This is a genomic window from Bacteroides intestinalis DSM 17393 (assembly GCF_000172175.1).
Lineage (GTDB): Bacteria > Bacteroidota > Bacteroidia > Bacteroidales > Bacteroidaceae > Bacteroides > Bacteroides intestinalis.
The window spans coordinates 513,755-533,373 of the sequence record NZ_ABJL02000006.1 but is presented as its reverse complement, the minus strand read 5'-3'; the positions used below and the strand labels follow the sequence as shown (position 1 = coordinate 533,373).

General features: G+C 45.3%; 15 protein-coding genes. 1 reads left to right on the top strand and 14 read right to left on the bottom strand.

Annotated elements, in window-relative coordinates; translation table 11 throughout:
- Positions 1–118 precede the first annotated feature (118 nt).
- The 14 genes from BACINT_RS04030 to mraZ all read right to left on the bottom strand — a co-directional run bounded on the left by BACINT_RS04030 (position 119) and on the right by mraZ (position 16,388).
- Entirely contained in the window at positions 119–568 is a 450-nt protein-coding gene (locus tag BACINT_RS04030; protein ID WP_007660761.1) for a GatB/YqeY domain-containing protein, read from the bottom strand.
- Positions 569–622: 54 nt separating this feature from the next.
- Entirely contained in the window at positions 623–1,942 is a 1,320-nt protein-coding gene (gene ftsZ / locus BACINT_RS04025) for a cell division protein FtsZ (protein WP_007660760.1), read from the bottom strand.
- Positions 1,943–1,962: 20 nt separating this feature from the next.
- Positions 1,963–3,387 carry a cell division protein FtsA gene (ftsA, locus tag BACINT_RS04020; RefSeq protein WP_007660759.1) on the bottom strand — a complete coding sequence of 475 codons (1,425 nt, stop codon included), beginning with the start codon at positions 3,385–3,387 and terminating at the stop codon, positions 1,963–1,965.
- A 109-nt stretch (positions 3,388–3,496) separates the two neighbouring features.
- Positions 3,497–4,237 carry a cell division protein FtsQ/DivIB gene (locus BACINT_RS04015; protein ID WP_007660758.1) on the bottom strand — a complete coding sequence of 247 codons (741 nt, stop codon included), beginning with the start codon at positions 4,235–4,237 and terminating at the stop codon, positions 3,497–3,499.
- A gap of 46 nt (positions 4,238–4,283) precedes the next feature.
- Positions 4,284–5,663, bottom strand: a complete 1,380-nt coding sequence (gene murC / locus BACINT_RS04010) for a UDP-N-acetylmuramate--L-alanine ligase (RefSeq protein ID WP_007660757.1) — start codon at positions 5,661–5,663, stop codon at positions 4,284–4,286.
- A 10-nt stretch (positions 5,664–5,673) separates the two neighbouring features.
- On the bottom strand, positions 5,674–6,831 hold the full coding sequence (gene murG / locus BACINT_RS04005) for an undecaprenyldiphospho-muramoylpentapeptide beta-N-acetylglucosaminyltransferase (RefSeq protein WP_007660756.1): 1,158 nt from the start codon (positions 6,829–6,831) through the stop codon (positions 5,674–5,676).
- 11 nt (positions 6,832–6,842) lie between these two features.
- Complete coding sequence (locus BACINT_RS04000; protein ID WP_007660755.1) at positions 6,843–8,120, bottom strand: FtsW/RodA/SpoVE family cell cycle protein; 1,278 nt, start codon at positions 8,118–8,120, stop codon at positions 6,843–6,845.
- A gap of 22 nt (positions 8,121–8,142) precedes the next feature.
- A complete protein-coding gene (gene murD, locus BACINT_RS03995; RefSeq protein WP_007660750.1) occupies positions 8,143–9,477 on the bottom strand; it encodes a UDP-N-acetylmuramoyl-L-alanine--D-glutamate ligase in 1,335 nt (444 codons plus the stop codon).
- Between the two features lie 135 nt (positions 9,478–9,612).
- Entirely contained in the window at positions 9,613–10,881 is a 1,269-nt protein-coding gene (gene mraY, locus BACINT_RS03990) for a phospho-N-acetylmuramoyl-pentapeptide-transferase (protein WP_007660749.1), read from the bottom strand.
- A gap of 75 nt (positions 10,882–10,956) precedes the next feature.
- Positions 10,957–12,405 (bottom strand): UDP-N-acetylmuramoyl-L-alanyl-D-glutamate--2,6-diaminopimelate ligase, encoded by a 1,449-nt coding sequence (locus BACINT_RS03985; protein ID WP_007660748.1) that lies wholly within the window; start codon positions 12,403–12,405, stop codon positions 10,957–10,959.
- A 33-nt stretch (positions 12,406–12,438) separates the two neighbouring features.
- Positions 12,439–14,541, bottom strand: coding sequence for a penicillin-binding protein (locus tag BACINT_RS03980; protein WP_007660747.1), 2,103 nt, complete (start codon positions 14,539–14,541; stop codon positions 12,439–12,441).
- A gap of 52 nt (positions 14,542–14,593) precedes the next feature.
- Positions 14,594–14,953 carry an FtsL-like putative cell division protein gene (locus BACINT_RS03975; RefSeq protein ID WP_021968182.1) on the bottom strand — a complete coding sequence of 120 codons (360 nt, stop codon included), beginning with the start codon at positions 14,951–14,953 and terminating at the stop codon, positions 14,594–14,596.
- A gap of 19 nt (positions 14,954–14,972) precedes the next feature.
- Positions 14,973–15,887 carry a 16S rRNA (cytosine(1402)-N(4))-methyltransferase RsmH gene (gene rsmH, locus BACINT_RS03970; RefSeq protein ID WP_007660745.1) on the bottom strand — a complete coding sequence of 305 codons (915 nt, stop codon included), beginning with the start codon at positions 15,885–15,887 and terminating at the stop codon, positions 14,973–14,975.
- A gap of 24 nt (positions 15,888–15,911) precedes the next feature.
- A complete protein-coding gene (gene mraZ / locus BACINT_RS03965) occupies positions 15,912–16,388 on the bottom strand; it encodes a division/cell wall cluster transcriptional repressor MraZ (RefSeq protein WP_044154727.1) in 477 nt (158 codons plus the stop codon).
- Positions 16,389–16,902: 514 nt separating this feature from the next.
- Between mraZ and BACINT_RS03960 the strand changes: the two genes are divergently transcribed.
- Complete coding sequence (locus tag BACINT_RS03960; protein ID WP_007660739.1) at positions 16,903–19,581, top strand: glycoside hydrolase family 2 protein; 2,679 nt, start codon at positions 16,903–16,905, stop codon at positions 19,579–19,581.
- Positions 19,582–19,619: the final 38 nt, after the last annotated feature.

Sequence of the window (19,619 nt, the reverse complement as noted above, 5' to 3'; positions counted from 1 at the left end):
TTAAAAATTATGATACTCAATAAAATGCAAAAAGAAGCCGTGTTTTTGGGAGATAGAAGTTGATTTGTCTTCTTCTGTCTCCCGAAAACACGGGCAATGACGGGGACAAAACAGGAGATTATCCCAGCAATTCTTTTACTTTGGCAGAAATGGCACGTCCTTCGGCAAGTCCGGCAAGTTTCTTGGAAGCAACCCCCATTACCTTACCCATATCTTTACCACTGGTAGCACCTGTTTCAGCAATAATTTCTTTCAAGGCAGCTTCCAGTTCTTCAGCTGACATTTGTTTGGGCAGATAGATCTCAATCACCTTTACCTGTGCCAGCTCTTCGTCTGCCAAGTCCTGGCGACCTTGCTGGATGTATATTTCAGCTGCATCTTTGCCTTGTTTCATGAGCTTCTGCATAATTTTCAATGCAGCGTCGTCAGTCAGAGTATCGTTAGCTCCCGGAGCCGTTTTTGCTTCCAGGAATACTTTCTTGATATTTCTCAGTGTTTCGAGAGCCACTTTGTCTTTGGCTTTCATTGCGGTTTTAATGTCTTCGCTGACTCTTTCAAATAAATCCATAATGCTATTTGTTATTTTACCATTTACATTTAATAATTGAAGTCGCTTTGTAACTTAGAAGGTTATCACACCTCCCAGGCCTTCACTTCCCTGTGCTTCTTCCGTAGCTATCTGCCCTTCGGTGGCGGCTTTGGTTTTGATAGAACTCAAAGTACTCTTATCGCGCAGATACGTCGGTGAACTTTCTACCATACTGATAATGTCGGCGTTGTCCAAGTCTTCCGGGTTGAAGATATAGATATGGCGACGTTTGCGGATATTTTTGCTACCGATGCCACTGGCACTTTCACCATAGGCTTTGCGGATACGCTCTTTATTCTTCTCTTTTTCTTCTTCAAGTTGAAGCTGGCGTTCTTCCTCTTCCTGGCTGCGCTTTTCGAGTACGCTGTCCATACCGGGAACATCTTCCACACCGAAACCGGTGGCAAGTACGGTAATCTTAACTCTGCCTTCCAATGTGTTGTCCATAGCCACACCCCAGATCACCTCTACGCCTTCGCGGAATTTGCTCATGAACTCGTGAATCTCGTTCATTTCTTCCATCATCAGCTCGGAACTTTCGCAGAAGGATACGTTCAGCATCACCTTCTTGGCATTGAAGATATCGTTGTTGTTCAGTAACGGAGAGTGCAGGGCATCGTCGATAGCTTTGGTCACACGACTTTCACCTTCGCCGAAACCGGTACTCATGATAGCCACACCACCATCTTTGAGGATGGTTTTCACATCTGCAAAGTCAAGGTTCACTGTTCCGCGCATGGTGATAATCTCGGCAATACTTTTGGCAGCGATAGACAATGTATCATCTGCCTTGCCGAAAGCATTCATGAACGTAAGGTCGGAATATATCTCACGCAAGCGTTCGTTATTGATAACCAGTAGAGCATCTACATGTTGGGCGATACGCTCCACACCGTCCAGTGCCTGGATAATCTTCTTTTCACCTTCGAAGATGAAAGGTATGGTGACGATACCGACCGTAAGGATGTCCATTTCTTTGGCTATGCGGGCTATGACGGGAGCAGCGCCCGTACCTGTTCCGCCACCCATTCCGGCAGTGATGAATACCATTTTTGTACCGTCGTTCAGTAGCGCTTTGATTTCTTCACTACTTTCTTCGGCGGCTTCGCGGGCACGTTCGGGACGGTTTCCGGCACCTAGTCCCTCGGTGATAGAACGCCCCAGTTGCAATTTTACGGGGACGGGAGACTCTTTCAACGCTTGGTTGTCTGTGTTGCACAGAACGAACGTCACGTCGTGTATGCCTTCCCGGTACATGTGGTTCACGGCGTTACCACCACCACCACCTACACCAATCACTTTGATGATCTTCGGTGAGTCTGTCGGGAAATCGAATTGTACTATATCGTCCATAGTTCCTTATTTTATTGAGTTTATTTCAAATCGTCATCCGAGAAAATTTCATTGGAAAGCTTGTTGAAGGTCTTTTCAAACCAGCTGGGACCTTCTTTCTTCTTTTTCTTTTTCTCTTCTTTCTCTTTACGCTCTTTCTCCTTACGTTCCCGTTCACGGCGTTCTTTCTCTTCTTTTTCACGTTGGGCCTTGGCAGCGCGGGCGGCAGCTTCCTGTTCTTTCAGGGCTTCGTCATCGCCGAACATATCAACGGGTTGTGTAGGAGTAGCAGTAGTCGTAACGGCGGGTTTCATCTCTTGCAGGCAGCAGTTTTCATTTCCGGCAGCAAGCAGTCCGAGCAAAGTATTCTGCATACAGTCTTTCTTCAGCACATCATTGAAGCCGTGGATGCTGCTATGAACAAATTTGGTGGTCTTCACTTTCTCAACCTTGCTACGTTTACGGAATGCTTCTTCCAGGTTTTTCAGGTTGGCACCTCCACCGGTGAAAATGATACCGGATAATAGTTTATCCTCGTATCCTGACAATTGAAGCTGGTTCCATACATTGGCAAGGATTTCTTCGGCGCGTGCATCGATGATATCATTCAATACGTTAAGTTCGATGTTGCGACCGTCTTCCAAAGTGCAGACTGCGGGTGTCTCTGTTTCCTCTTCTTCATAGAGCATATCGCCGTACTTCTTTTTCAGTTGTTCAGCTTCGGCCTCTTCCATTTGCAGGGCAGTGATGTCACGGGTAATATTGTTTCCACCCAGTGGCAATACACTGAGGAAGCGGAGCATGTTATTTTTATAAACCGATACAGTCGTTGTATCTGCACCGAAATCCACCAATGCACAACCTGAACGCATCTCACTTTCCGTCAGCACGGCATTCGCCAATGCTATCGGAGCGATGAGCAGGTCGGCTATTTCTATTTTAGCCTGTTCAAAGCTGTGTTCCAGATTCTTCTTAAGTGAAGCACGGGCCACAATATTCAGGAAGTTTCCCGTGATACGCTTGCCTGCCACACCTACCGGGTCGGCTTGAAGGTTATTATCTATTTTATATTCCTGCGGGGCGACATCCAGCACACTCATGTCCATCAGGGGGACTTCGAGGTTTTCGTCGCTGATAGCGTCTACCAACTCTTGTGAGATAATCCCTTCCTCTTCCAGCACACGGCTTACCGCATTCTTTACCGTGCGCAAAGACTGTCCGCCAATGCCTACGTATACTTTGGCAATGGAGTTGTTCAACTGGCTTTCCAGCTTGTTGATGATGGAAGTCAGAGCCTGTGCGGTCTTATCAATGTTGTAGATGACTCCTTTATGGATAAAAGAAGCGGCATCTTCACGCGCATAAGCCAGCACTTGTATGCTTCCGTCACTGTTCTTCTTTCCTGCGATACCGGAAATCTTGGAAGAACTCAACTCGATAGCGGCGATAAATTCTGTTGTTGCCATAAATATATTCCTATTTTACAATTTTCTATTTACGATTAAGATTACTCTGTAAATCAATGTATGGGGACGTCTGATATTAATCGTACGTCCGACATCGTCAAATCGTACATTAGTTCTCTCGCTTTGTACAGATAATCTGGTTACTAAATTCAACGCTAATGCGGGAATATTTGTTCCATCCTACCTGATTTAAACCTTTTTCATAAAAAGCTTTCATCCGTTCGAGTTTACGCTCAAAACCATCCAACTTCCCAAGATAGATAATATGGTCGCCTACGCGAGGCACCAGTTCCACGTCTTTGTCCGACAGCACATGTATCTGTTCAATCTGTGCTTCCCAGAACTTATTATTCTGCAAAAATACACCAAACTTATATAAATCCCTCATGGCAAACGACTTTTCTACTCTTCCGGTCACTATGGCAAGGTGTGCAACGCACTTTGCATCGGGTGGCATCACAGTACCTTTATTGTCCAGATAGTAGTTCTCCCCGTTCGCACTCATCACTCGCAGGATAGGGATACGTTGACTGACTTCTACGCAAAGTTTGCCACTGGGAGTCTTGTAGCATTCCACTTCATCGATAAGCGGATGTTTGGCAAGTTCCCGTTCCAGCGTTTTACTACGGATGCGATCCATTGGTTTACCAACAGGATAAATCCCTTTCTTCTCCAATATGTCAGCCACTTCCTTTTTGGTGATGAAACCTGCATAGACGGTATCTTTGATAACCAATTCCATGTCATTGCACACCTGTCCGGCAGGCTTCCGGTTGAAAGCCGAGAGAGCTACCACCAGATAGGCGATGACGAGCAGTAGGACGATAGACAATAGAATTCTTTTAAACATGTATCAACTATCTAATTATCATTATTCAACTATTAACTGTCAATTGTTAATTATCAATTGTCAATTGCTTTGTGATTTCAGGGACGTAGTTGTCTATATTTCCGGCACCTAAAGTTATCAGAACTTCAATCTGCTTTTGAGATAAGAGTTCCAGTATATCCTCTTTCTTACACATGCATTTCTCAATGCCCGGTCGCAGGTTATCGTATATCAATTGGCTGGTGACACCGGGAATTGGTTGCTCACGTGCCGGGTAGATATCTACGAGAATGACTTCGTCAAGTAACGACAAACTGTTGGCAAATTCCTTATAGAAATCGCGCGTGCGGGTATAGAGATGTGGTTGGAAGATAGCTGTAATCTTCTTGTCCTGATACAGATCACGAATGGATTTCACACTCTGTGCTATTTCGGCAGGATGATGGGCATAGTCGCTCAGGAATACGACTTTGTCATTCTTGACCTTGAAATCGAAACGACGGTCTACTCCACGGAAACTTGCCATACCTTGCTTGATCTCTTCGTCTGTCACACCGTTGAGGTGGGCGAGTGCCATGGCTGCTACGCCATTCTCTATATTGATGCTGACGGGAACACCCAGTTGGATATCATTAATACGCGTGTCGGGTGCAATAAAATCGATAAAGATCTCACCATTTCCGATACGGATATTCTCTGCGTGGAAATCTCCTTCGGTACGGGCGTAACTATAGACTTTTACACCGGCCTGCACATCAGGTTTCAAAGCGATGTCCTTGTGTATAATGAGTGCACCACCCGACTGGATAAGCGTCGTATAATGACGAAAACTTTCCAGGTAGGCTTCTTCTGTGCCATAAATATCCAGATGGTCGGGGTCTGTAGCAGTTATTACGCTCATGTAAGGTGATAACCAGTGGAATGAGCGGTCAAATTCATCTGCCTCAATCACAGTGTATGGGCTGGACTGTGATAATAACAGGTTAGTATCATAATTCTTGGAGATGCCTCCGAGGAATGCAGTGCAACCTACGTGTGATTGGTAAAGCAGATGCGCTGTCATTGTACTGGTAGTTGTTTTACCATGTGTACCGGCTACGCACAAGCCTTTGCTATTATGTGTGATCGTTCCTAAAACCTGTGCCCGTTTTTGAATTTCGAAACCATTGTTACGGAAATATACTAACTCGGCATGCTTTTGCGGAACAGCTGGAGTATACACTACCAAAGTGCTTTCCATATTCTTGCAGGCTTCAGGAATCAGATCCACATTCTCTTCGTAATGTATCTGTGCTCCTTCTGCAATCAGGTGTTCGGTTAGTTCGCTTGGGGTACGGTCGTAACCGGCAACGAGCTTTCCCTTTGATAAGAAGTAGCGTATCAGGGCGCTCATACCGATGCCACCGGCACCAACGAAATATACGGATTTTATATTTTCTATATTCATAATACACTTATCACTTATCGTTATTTATCAGTTTTAATACTTCTTTTGCAATAATGGTTGCCGAATCCGGCAAAGCCAATTTAGCGATGTTCTCGCTCAATGTTTTCAGCTTCTCGGCATCTGTGACAGTTTCAAGAGCCACAGGAATCAGATGCTTCATAGCATCTACATCTTTCACATAAATAGCAGCTTTCTTATCTACCAGTGCCAGTGCATTTTTAGTCTGATGGTCTTCTGCCACATTTGGTGAAGGCACTAGGATGACCGGCTTGTTCAGCAGGCAGAATTCAGAGATAGAACCGGCACCTGCACGGGAAATGACGAGGTCGGCAGCTGCATATGCACTTGCCATGTCTTTGATGAAATCCGTTACATACAGATTCGGGATGGCAGAAATCCGTGGATTACGTATAGCTTCGCCCGTTGCGGTAGTAATAGCATCTTTGACTTGCTGGATATATATTTTTCCTGTTTGCCAGATGAACTGAATGTCGCCGTTTACTTTTATCGTATCCAGTACAGCAATGAGGGTCTGATTGATGGTACGTGCCCCCAAGCTACCACCCAGTATCAATATTGTTTTCTTCTCCGGATTGAAACCGAAAGAGCTTACAGCTTCTTCGCGGCTCTGTTTATTTGCTAACAGGTTCTGGCGTACAGGATTCCCTGTCATGATAATCTTATCTGCGGGGAAGAATTTCTCCATTCCATCATATGCTACGCAGATTTTACATGCTTTCTGTGCAAGCAACTTGTTTGTCACTCCTGCATAAGAATTCTGCTCTTGTATCAAAGTAGGGACTCCCATCATGCCCGCTACTTTTAATGTAGGACCACTGGCATATCCGCCTACACCTACTGCTACCTGCGGGCTAAATTCTTTCAGGATACGACGTGCTTTCCATTGGCTACGCAATAACTTGATAATTACTGCAAAGTTCTTCCATAAGCGCTTACGGTCGAAACCTGCTACAGGCAGACCGATAATTTTATATCCTGCATCGGGCACGCGTTGCATCTCCATTCGTCCTTCTGCACCTACAAAGAGGATTTCTGCATCTGGGCGCAGTTCCTTGATGGCGTTGGCGATAGATACTGCGGGAAATATATGCCCTCCTGTACCTCCACCACTGATTATGATGCGTGGTCCGTTATTTTTTGTTTCCATATATCTTATTTTTATTCAAATTCAGCATCACTGTTCAATACCTTTGCCGTCGGTTCAGCAGCTGTTTGTGCATCGCTATTTGTCTCTTCGGCAGGTACTTCTACTTGCATGGGTATCAAAGCATCGTGTTCTTTCTGCTCTTCCAGTCTGGCGGTATAGCGGCTCACACTCAGTATCATACCGATATAAGCACAGTTGATAAGTGTAGAAGTACCACCTTTACTGATAAGCGGAAGCGGCTGTCCGGTTACCGGGGCCAATCCTACTGCTACCATCATGTTGAATATAGCTTGCGATACAAGTAGTAGTGCAATTCCTATTATAAGGAAAGCAGGGAATGTTCGTTCGCACTTTTTCGCAATACGCCCGACTCGTATCAGCAGACAGACGTAAAGGAATACGACGAAAGCTCCACCTATCAATCCCAATTCTTCGATAATGATAGCAAAGATAAAGTCAGAGAAAGCCTGACTCAGGAAGTCGCGCTGTACCGAGTTACCCGGTCCTTTGCCTACAACGTGACTCGTAGCTACGGCAATACGTGCATGGGCTATCTGAGCATCTTTGTCTATATCGAATTTGGCAGCAGGTACCTCATTGTCATTTGTAAACTTCTCAATACGGGCACGCCATGTGTCGAAACGGTGCAGGAATGGTAAATCGCTATTCTTGGTCAGTACAAGGAATGTCACACCTATAATTGCTACTCCAGCCAGGCCGCCTGCCAGTATTAATAATTTTTTCATTGCCACTCGCCCGATGAACATCATCAGATAAACCACTCCGAAGAGCAGTGCTGCCGTCGAGAGGTTTTCCGGGGCAATCAGCAGACAAATAATACCTGTGATAATCATGATACGTTTAAAAGCTTTCGGGCTGGCCCCATCTTCGTCCTGTCCTTTCGAAAGAATAAAGGCGGTAACGATGATGACAGCCATTTTGGCTACTTCCGAAGGCTGAAACTGAACCCCCATGAAGGTCATCCAGCGTGCAGCACCGTTAATGCGTTCCATCATCATAACGAGGGCCAGCAGTACCACAGATAGTGGAAGCAGGAATACAGGAAATACCTGAAACCATTTGTAGGGGATATTGTGCATAAACACCACTACTACGGCACCCACCATCAAGATGATGCTGTGCTGTGTAATCGGCCCCCAGTGGTCACCGCTTTTATACGTCAGGGTAGACGCAGCGCTGAACACTTCTACGATAGAAATGAGGCAAAGGAAAAGGAATATAATCCAGATTACCTTATCACCTTTGAATATGCTTTTTAATAAATCCATAAATTTAATGTGGTAATGTGTCCTATAATTCTCTTACACACTTTTTGAACTGGTCGCCCCGGTCTTCATAGCTGCTGAAAAGGTCGAAACTGGCACAGCAAGGACTGAGTAATACGGTTTCACCCTTTTTGGCCAGACGGAATGCTGCGTCTACAGCGTCCTTCATGCCGGTTTGTACATCGGCGACGGGCAATCCCATGCGATCAAAGAAGTCATGTAGCTTCTCATTGTGCAATCCCAGATAGACTAAGGCTGAACACTTTTCGCGTACTAAATCCTCTATTTCCGTATAGTCATTACCTTTATCCTTTCCTCCCAGAATAAGCACGGTCTTCGTCTTCATACTCTGCAGGGCGTACCAACAGGAATTTACGTTTGTGGCTTTAGAGTCATTGATAAACTCCACGCCACGTACAGTTGCAACTTTTTCCAGGCGATGTTCCACACCTTTAAAATCAGACAATGCCCGACGAATATATTCTTTCTCTATTCCGGCAAGATTGGCTGAGATACCTGCGGCGAGAGAATTGTATAAATTGTGCGTACCCTGCAGGGCCAGTTTCTCCTGCTCCATATTGAAGGCGATGGGTTCGTTGATTTCAACTTCGCCGTCTTCCACATAAGCTATGGCTCCATCTTCTTTTACTGCAGAGAACGGATAAAGATGGGCTCGCAGTCCATGCTTGTCCAGTTCCCGCTTGATGATGGGGTCATCGTTCCAGAAGATGAAAGCATCTTCTGGTGTCTGGTTCTGTGTGATGCGGAATTTGGCATCCACATAATTCTGCATGCAATGGTCGTAACGGTCCAGATGATCGGGTGTGATGTTCATCAGCACGGCAATATTGGCACGGAACTTATACATATTATCCAGTTGGAAAGAGCTGAGCTCAATCACATAATAATCATGTTGGTCTGTGGCTACCTGCAAGGCAAGACTCTTACCTATGTTACCGGCCAATCCCACATTCAGACCTGCACTTTTGAAAATGTGGTAAATAAGTGAGGTGGTAGTGGTCTTGCCATTTGAACCGGTAATACATATCATTTTTGCATTGGTATAGCGTCCCGCAAACTCTATCTCAGAGATAATGGGTGTACCTTGCTCTTTCAGTTTCAGTATCATCGGAGCGTCGTTGGGAATACCGGGGCTCTTCACCACTTCATCCGCACTCAAAATCAATTCTTCCGTATGCTGTCCTTCTTCCCAGGCAATGCCGTACTTATCCAGCACTTCCTTATATTTATCTTTGATGGCGGACATGTCGGATACGAATGTGTCGAAACCCTTCACTTTGGCGAGTACGGCAGCACCTGCACCGCTCTCTCCGGCTCCTAATACTACAATTCTACTCATATATTCTTTAAAGTTACAGGCTACCAGCTACTAGCTACCAGTAAGTGGCTGGAGTTGGCAGTTGCTACAAGTTTGTTATTTATCGGCAACCAGTAGCGAGCACTTGTAGCTTGTAGCTCGCGGCTGGCAGCTCTATTATCTTATCTTTAATGTTATAATTGTTATCGCTGCCAATACAATCGTCACAATCCAGAAGCGGACTGTTATCTTTGATTCATGGAACAGCTTGGTCGGCGTTGTGAACTTCACTGTACACCCCGGTTCTATCAGACTCATGGAAGTACGGAAATGGTCGTGAATGGGAGTTCGCTTGAACAATCTTTGCTTAACGCCCTTTCTCTTTCCGGCTTTGTAATAGAATCGTTGCAGGATGACGGACAAGTTCTCTACCAGGAACACTCCACAAAGAATAGGTATAAGTAACTCTTTGTGTATGATAATGGCAAACACGGCAATGATGCCACCAATCGTCAAACTGCCCGTATCGCCCATGAATACCTGTGCAGGATATGCATTGTACCACAGGAAACCGATCAATGCACCGATAAAGGCACAAATGAAAATTACCAGTTCCTCCGATCCGGGGATATACATGATGTTAAGGTAACTGGCATACGTAATGTGGCTCGATACATAGGCTAAGATACCTAATGCCAAGCCTATGATTGCTGAGTTTCCCGCTGCCATGCCGTCCATTCCGTCATTCAGATTGGCGCCATTGCTGACTGCTGTTACTACGAATATAGTAATGATTACGAATAAAACCCAACCGGCAGTTTGTGCATGCTCACCTAAGAAACCCACAAAGTCTGCGTAATCCAGGTTATTGCTCTTAAAGAACGGAATCGTAGTCTGCGTGGACTTAATGTCTTGCCCTGCATGGATGACCTCCATTTCCTGTCCTGGTTTCTTTACTTCAATATTCTCGCGGATAACTGCCTGTGGACTCAGGTAAAGTGTCAGGCCTACAATCAGTCCCAAACCTACCTGGCCGATAATTTTGAATTTCCCGTGCAAACCTTCTTTGTCTTTCTTAAAGATTTTGATGTAATCATCGGCAAAGCCCAGCGATCCTAACCATACTGTGGTAATCAGCATCAATATCATATAGACATTGCTCAGTTTACCCAGCAATAGGCATGGAATGAGAATGGCCACAATAATAATGACACCTCCCATACTTGGTACACCCACTTTGTTCACTCCGAACGGGTCGATGCTGGCATCACGTTGGGTCTCTGTAATTTGTTTCCGTTTCAGCAAGTCTATAAAACGGTCACCCCAGATACTTGAGATGAGCAATGCGAGAATGATTGCCATCAGAGCCCGGAATGATGTATAGCCAAACATGCCCGCACCGGGAATGTTATATTTGTCCAGCCATTGAAATAAGTAGTATAACATAAATCAACTATTTAGTGTGATAGTGTGGTAAAGTGATAATGTGTTAAAGTAATATCACTCTACCACTTTATCACTTTAAAACATTATCGCCTTTAACTCTTCTTTGTCATCAAAATGATGTTTAACTCCTTTGACTTCCTGATAGTTCTCATGGCCCTTTCCGGCTACAAGAATAACATCACCGGGCTGCGCCAGCATACATGCTGTTTTGATAGCTTCGCGCCGGTCGGCAATGCTGATGGTCTTCTGCATGTCGTCTTTATCCAATCCGGCAAGCATATCATTGATGATATCTTGCGGCTCTTCAAAGCGGGGGTTGTCCGAAGTGATGATAACACGATCGCTTGCTTTGGCCGCCTCTTTTGCCATGATGGGGCGTTTACCTTTGTCTCGGTTGCCGCCTGCACCTACTACAGTAATTATTTTCCCTTTTCCTTCGAGTACGCCGTGAATGGCATTCAGAACATTGATGAGAGCGTCCGGTGTGTGTGCATAGTCCACAATGGCAGTGATACCTTTGGGTGAACGTACAGCATCGAAGCGTCCGGCCACAGGTTGCAGGGTACTGAGTGCAACGAGTACGTCTTCTTCCTTCTTTCCAAGCAATACGGCTGCACCGAATACTGCCAGCAAGTTTGAAGCATTGAAACGACCAATGAAATGTACGGCCAGTTCATGGTTGTTGAAGTCGAGCAACATCCCTTCAAAATGAGATTCCAATATTTTGCCCTTGAAGTCGCTGAGGCTACGCAAGGAATAAGTATATACTTTGGAACGTGTGTTCTGGGTCATGACGAGTCCGTTCTTGTCATCCAGATTAGTCAGACTGAAAGCACCTTTCGGCATATCATCGAAAAATTTCTTCTTGGCTTTGAGATAGTTTTCCACAGTCTTGTGGTAGTCCAGGTGGTCACGTGTCAGGTTGGTAAAGATTCCCCCTGCAAAGCGTAGACCACTGATGCGTTTCTGGGCAATGGAATGTGAACTTACTTCCATAAAGACATATTTGCACCCGGAGTCTGCCATCTGTCCCAGCAACTGATTTAGGGTGATGGGGTCGGGGGTGGTATGTTCAGTTGGGATTGCCTGATCATCTATATAGTTGCAGACTGTAGAGATCAGTCCTACCTTGTAACCGAAATAACGGAATGTATTATATAATAAGGTAGCGATGGTGGTTTTTCCGTTTGTTCCGGTTACGCCTACCAATTCCATTTTGGAGGTTGGGTCGTCGTAAAAAGTAGTGGCTATTTTACCAACAGCTTCTTCGCTGTCTTTCACCTGGATATAGGTGATGCCTTCTTTCTTTTCTTCAGGCACATCTTCGCAAAGCACTGCGACGGCACCTTTCTCAATGGCAGCGGGAATGTAAGCATGCCCGTCAGTCTGGGTACCGCGCATAGCCATGAACAGATGTCCGGCTTGCACCAGACGGGAGTCGATATTTACCCCCGTTATTTCCGTCTCCGTACTTCCGATAATTTGTATCGGTTGTATTGCTTTCAGTAATTCACTTAATATCATACCTTATTATATATAATGTATATTCTTAATAGTTTAACGAAGTGTCAAAACTATGGTTTGACCTTTCACAACGCGGTTACCACCCGGTATCGATTGATTCTTTACCTTTCCTATACCGCTTATTCTGACTTTCAGTCCTTTGCTTTCCAATAAGTAAACAGCATCTTTCGCTCCCATTCCTATGACGTTGGGAACTGTATTTGAGCTTGTTCCCTCCTTGGCCTGCAGAATAACTGCATTAGGGGACTCCTGCGTATGTCCCCATGCTTCTTTCCCTTTCTTGGGAGAGAACTGCTTTTGTACCGGAACATTCAGCCCATCCAACACCTGCAATGCTTCATTCATTTCTCCTGCTTTTACCGGAGGAATGACATTGCTTGTGCTATCTATTGCACTGCGGATATCAAACCGCAGATTTTTAGCATACACTCTTTCGGCAATCTTTCCGAATACACTACCGGCCATCAAACCACCTGAGGCAGGAAGTCCCGGTTTCTGGATAGAAACAATACAACTGTACTTCGGTGCTTCTGCCGGAAAGTAACCGCAGAAACTTACCAAATAATTCACCCGTCCTGACTTATAGCCTGCCAAACCCTGGGATACCTGTGCCGTACCCGTTTTCCCAGCTACGGAGAATTGTTTGCTTCCGGCCGGTTTCGCCAATCCTTGTGATACCACTTTTTCCAGAATATCGCGGATTTGTGTCAAGGTGCGGTCGGAGCAAATCTTCGGATTGATTACCTCCGTCGGATATTCTTTTATCACCTCACCATCTTTTACAGCGGCTCTTACAAACTTAGGACGCACCATCGTGCCATTATTGGCAATAGCATTATAGAAAGTAAGGATGTTGAGCGGCGGAACCTGAGTTTCGTAACCGATACTCATCCATGGTAAGGTCGTCTTGGCGAAATATCTTTCTTTCGGACCTTTTATATTCGGTTTTCCCTCACCTGAGATTTGTAGATTTAGTGGTTGGTCAATGCTCATTCGCTTCAGCCCGTCTACATACTTTTGAGGATTATCCTTGTAGTGCTTGTCGATTAGGTACGAAACACCGACATTGGAAGAAACTTCCAGGATACGGGTTACATTGATCTTCCCGTAGCCACCGCGATGCCAGTTATGATCCCTCATCTTACTACCGTACATCATCATTACACCGTTTCCGGTATCTACTTCCGTCTCCGGAGTAATTTTCCCGTCTTCAAGGGCTACCATGATAGAAGCCGTCTTGAATGTAGACCCCGGTTCCATCATATCGCTAATGGCATTATTACGCATTTCATAATAGTTGCAGTCACCAGCTTTCATCATGTTGACGATAGCTTTGACTTCACCTGTTTCCACTTCCATCAGTATGGCTACACCTACAGTAGCATTGATTTCTTTCAACTTATCCACCAATGCTTTCTCGCAGATATCCTGCATACCTACATCGAGAGTGGAGATAATGTCGCAGCCATCTACGGGAGCTATATCTACGATGTTCAGGTATTTATTCATCACTTTCTGGCGGTGCGTGATACCGTCACGTCCTTTCAGCAGAGTGTCAAAAGCCAGTTCGATACCATTCTTTGCCCCCTGTGCAGTATCTGCATAGAGGTCACCCAGTGTACGGGCTGCCAAGGAGCCAAACGGCTTTTTACGCTGATTATATACCTGTTCGTGGAAACCGCCTTTGTATTTGTTCAGATTGAAAACAGGCAGACGCTTGGCTTCTTTGTACTGGATGTATGAAATACGTCTCGGATAAATCAGATAGTTCCGGCTACCTTTTTTACGCCCTTTCTGTAAGTGTGACTTGAACTCAGCTGCACTCTTATCAGGAAATATCTTATGTAACCCTTCACATATTTCATTCATGTGGTTCACCAACATCGTGTCCTTGGTTTCTCCTCCTGCCTTGAAGTCCATGTATATACGATATTCGGGCAGGGAACTTGCCATCAGTTTGCCGTCGGATGAAAGAATGTTACCACGATTAGGCTTTACCGTCACGTTTTCTTTCACGAAACGGTCGGCTACATCCTGCCAATACTGTCGCTCCGCAAACATGATGACTGCGGCTTTAACGACAATAGCTATTCCCAGCAATCCCATTACGAGGACTACAAAGAAGTAGCGGGTCATGATATTTTTCTTATTTACTGCCAAATCTGTCTACAATTTAATGATTCTATAATTACTTAATCAAATACGGTGGATGAGTGGATGTCTGCAAGTCACTCTCTTTACTTGCAATATACTCTTCGATACGTGACTGCCGGCTCCGCTCCATTAATTCTGAACTACGGGTAAGAGCATCGTATTTGATGTCAATCAGCTCTTTTTTCAATTTATCAATCTCTATCATTTGCTGCTGGCAAGCATAACGATTGTGTATATAGAATATAATCAGCAGCATTATCATTACGAGCAACTTCGTCTGACGGCGAAAAAAATCCGTAGCCAGAATGTCGCCACCAATAATGTTTTTCAGAGATGTGCGATTTTTGGCTTTCTTCGCTTTCTCTGTTTTTTCGTTTACCTGTTTTTCTTCCATATCCTTCATTATCTTACCATCACTTTTTCTCTGCTATTCTCAGTTTTGCACTTCTCGATCTCGGGTTCCGTTCTATTTCCGCATCGTCCGGTACAATCACTTTATTGTTAACCAACCGGAATGGAGTCTGTACATTTCCGAAGAAATCCTTTTCCATTTTACCTTCCACATTTCCGGTTTTCATGATATTCTTTACCATCCGGTCTTCCAGTGAATGGTAGGTAATTACTACCAATCGTCCGCCCGGTTTCAAAGCCTCGGTTGCTGCATATAGCATCTCTTTCAGAGCTTCCATTTCCTGGTTCACTTCGATGCGCAGTGCCTGAAAAACTTTAGCCAGTTCTTTTTTCTCCCGTTCCCGACCGAAAAGCGGTTTAATGACTTCCAGAAATTCACCGATGGTTGTAATCTTCTGTCCGGCACGTGCTTTCACAATTACAGATGCCAGTTTGCGACTGTTCTTTAATTCACCGTATAGGTAAAAGATGTCAGCCAACCGTTCCTCATCATAGTTGTTTATGATATCTGCTGCAGTATCCCCCGCACGCTTGTTCATGCGCATATCCAGTGCACCGTCAAAGCGGAACGAAAATCCCCTTTCGCTATCATCGAAGTGATGGGAGGATACACCCAGATCAGCCAGTATTGAATCTACTTCCTCGATGTTGTGATAACGTAGAAAATTGTGCAGATATCGGAAGTTGCTGCGTACAAAAGTGAAGTGCGGATTATCCACAATGTTCCGTTCCGCATCTTCGTCTTGGTCGAATCCCAGTAACCGTCCGCCGTCTCCCAGCCGTGACAGTATTTCCCGTGAATGCCCTCCACCTCCGAAGGTAACGTCTATATACGTTCCATCCGGCCGGATATTCATTCCGTCCACACTCGGCATCAACAACACCGGTACATGATATGTCAACTCTTCATTTCCCATTCATCACTAATCACTAATCGTTAATCACTCATCCTCGTCTTCTTCCCAATCGTCTTCGTCTCCCAGAATATCCTGCAAAGCTTCGCTAAACTCTTCCGGGTTCATGAACGGTTGTTCAGTTTTCTCTTTTGCCCAGATTTCTATCGTATTGTCCACACCGATGAAACGTACATCGCTCTGTATGCCGGCCATTTGCAGGTAACGTTTGGGCAGCAAGATGCGTCCATTCCCATCGGGAACCATGATTTCCGCATCGCTCACAAATTGCCGGAAGATTTCTTGGTGTTTTGCGTTCCACTTGTTCAGGCGCTTCCTTAGTTGGTTTTGCGTCTTGAACCAAACGCTTTCTGGATAGAGTACCAGGCAGTCCTGGAACACGTCTTTGCGCAGCACGAGCTTCTCTTCGGAAGCAGATTGCAGTTGCCTCCGAAAACCGGCAGGGATAAATACACGTCCCTTAGCGTCGGTTTTCGCTTCTATATTGCCCAAAAAACGTATCATTGTTACCTTATTATAATAAGCGACGGTAAAAGTACACATTTCCCCACAATTCCCCACAAGTTTTAACTAAAAACTTTTTGAGAAGTTTTCAACACCCTGTTTATTGTTTATTTCATTGATAATGAACATAGTGCTGAAAGGGCTTTTGGGCGGGGAATTGAGGTGGTTTTATAGTCTTAGTTTTGTATCCGGACCATACCTGGGGCATACTTGCTCCGTACCAATCCCGTACTTTCTCTGTGTAGAAGTACCTTTGACTGAATTTACTACGGAGCAAGTATGGTTCGGATTCGGTTTTGGTATGGAGTTGGTTAATCCCCATAGTTAGTTCTGCTTTGTAGGATGAAGAGCATATACCGTCAATAAATTCCGGCTATGAATGGCTGATTAGATAAAATTGGATTAAAAATAGCGATTATTGTAATTGTATTTCTGGGTTTTGCCCTACATTTGTATCGGATGCTATAGACATTGTCATTGCTCCAATCTATATACTTAAAATAATACTATCCTTATGAAGAGAATCATTCATTTCATCCTGATCGCTTTATTCTTAATTCCCTGCTGTGCTGTGCAGGCATCTCATCAACCCGAGTTTTCTACTGCCGGTTTCTTCCAACTGCCCAATTCCGGGCGTGAAGTGTTTTCCATGAATCCTGCCTGGCGCTTTTATAAAGGAGCCGTTGCGGGTGCTGAAGCTGCGAACTTTAATGATGCGGAATGGACGGTAGTCTCTCTGCCCAATGGCATTGAATATTTGCCGACAGAAGCCAGTGGTTGCATCAATTATCAGGGAGAAGTCTGGTATCGTAAGCACTTCACCCCTGCGGATGCTTTGAAGGGGAAGAAACTGTTCCTGCACTTCGAAGCCATCATGGGAAAGAGCAAGGTATTTGTCAACGGGAAGTTGCTGACTGAACATTTTGGCGGTTATTTGCCTGTGGTGGTCGATATCTCTGACGTATTGAACTGGGGAGAGGATAATGTGATAGCCGTGTGGGCGGATAATAGCGATGATACGAGCTATCCTCCCGGAAAGGCACAGGATGTGCTCGACTTTACCTACTTCGGTGGCATTTATCGTGATTGCTGGTTGGTAGCTCATAATCCGGTCTTTATTACTGATCCGAATTTTGAGGACGAAGTAGCGGGCGGCGGCTTGTTTGTGGCTTATGATAAAGTATCGGATACTTCGGCTGAAGTATTATTGAAAGCTCACTTACGTAATGATAGCCGTAAAACTTTTGCCGGAATTGTGGAATATGAATTGCAGCAACCGGATGGTACACAGGTTGCTTTCTTGAATGATAAGGTTCAAGTACGGCCGGGAAAGGCTGTTACTTCACAAGATAAAATCACGATAAAGAATCCATTACTGTGGAGTCCGGAAACTCCCACCTTATATAATCTGATTGTACGCATCCGTGACCGCGAAGGTAATGTGGTGGACGGCTATCGCCGTCGTATCGGTATCCGTAGCGTAGAGTTTAAGGGTAAGGACGGTTTCTGGCTGAATGGTAAACCTTATGAAAGTCCGTTGATTGGCGCTAACCGTCATCAGGACTTTGCGGTGGTAGGTAATGCCGTGGCTAACAGTATTCATTGGCGTGATGCCAAGAAACTGCGTGATGCCGGAATGAAAGTAATCCGTAACGCCCATTGTCCGCAAGACCCGGCATTCATGGATGCATGCGATGAACTCGGTTTGTTTGTAATTGTTAATACTCCGGGCTGGCAGTTCTGGAATGATGCTCCCGAATTTGCACAACGTGTATACAGTGATATCCGCAACCTTGTGCGACGCGACCGCAACCATGCTTGTGTGTGGATGTGGGAACCTATCCTCAATGAAACCTGGTATCCGGAAGACTTTGCCAAGAACACCCGTGACATTGTAGACCAGGAGTATCCTTATCCCTACTGCTATTCCGGTTGTGATAGCGGTGCACGCGGACGCGAGCATTTCCCGGTACTTTTCACGCATCCCTCCTTCGATGGCAAGTCGTGGGGCGACAAGGATGCTGACCCTAAGGTAACCTATTTTACCCGTGAATGGGGTGACAATGTAGACGACTGGAGCTCACATAACTCTCCCAGTCGTGTAGCCCGCAATTGGGGAGAACAACCTATGCTTATCCAAGCACAGCATTATGCAAATCCCAGTTATACTTATACCTGCTACGATGCCCTTTATCGCACTCCCCGCCAACATGTGGGCGGCTGCCTGTGGCATTCGTTCGACCATCAGCGTGGCTATCATCCCGATCCATTTTATGGCGGACTGATGGATGTATTCCGCCAGCCCAAGTATTCGTACTATATGTTCAAGGCGCAGCGTTCGCCCCGGAAAGAAGAGCGGCTTTTTGAAACCGGTCCGGTGGTTTATATCGCTCATGAAATGACACCGTTTTCCGGCAAGGATGTCACTGTTTATTCCAATTGCGATGAAGTGCGCCTCACCTTCTTGAAAGATGGAAAGACTTATACTTATAATAAACCGGTAGTTAAAGAAGGTATGCCTTCGCCTGTTATAACCTTCTCCGATGTTTACGATTTCATGGTTGATAAAGCGATGTCACGGAAGAAAAAGCAGGATGAAGTATTGTTGCGGGCAGAAGGTTTGATAGATGGCAAGGTGGTTGCTACGCACGAAGTTCACCCTGCCCGTCGTCCGGAGAAAGTATTGCTCTGGGTTGACAATGAGAATGTAAATCTGAAAGCCGATGGCTCCGACTTTGTTACTGTAGTAGCTGCTATAGCCGATAAGAATGGGAACATCAAACGCTTGAACAATTACTATGTGAAGTTTCATGTGGAAGGTGAAGGACGTATTCTGGGTGATGCCGGAATACTGGCAAATCCTGCTCCGGTGAAGTGGGGGACAGCTCCGGTGCTGATACAGTCCACCTTGAAGCCGGGTAAGATAAAGGTAACGGCAAGTGTGCTCTTTGAAGGCTCGCAGATGCCTGTAAGTGCTGTTTTGGAGTTGGAAAGCTATCCTGCTGCTCATCCGTTGGTTTATTCGGAGAAAGATGCGGCGCTGATTGCCGGTTCATCTTCTTTACAGTCTGCCGGAACGTCCGCAAAATCGGCTGTGGAGTTGGAGCAGGAGAGGATTCTGAAAGTGCAGAATGCTCAAAGACTGAAAGAAGTGGAGCAGCAACAAGAAGATTTCGGGGAGAAGAATAAGTGAGTAAGCTACGAGCTACAAGCTAAGGGCTACAAGTTGCT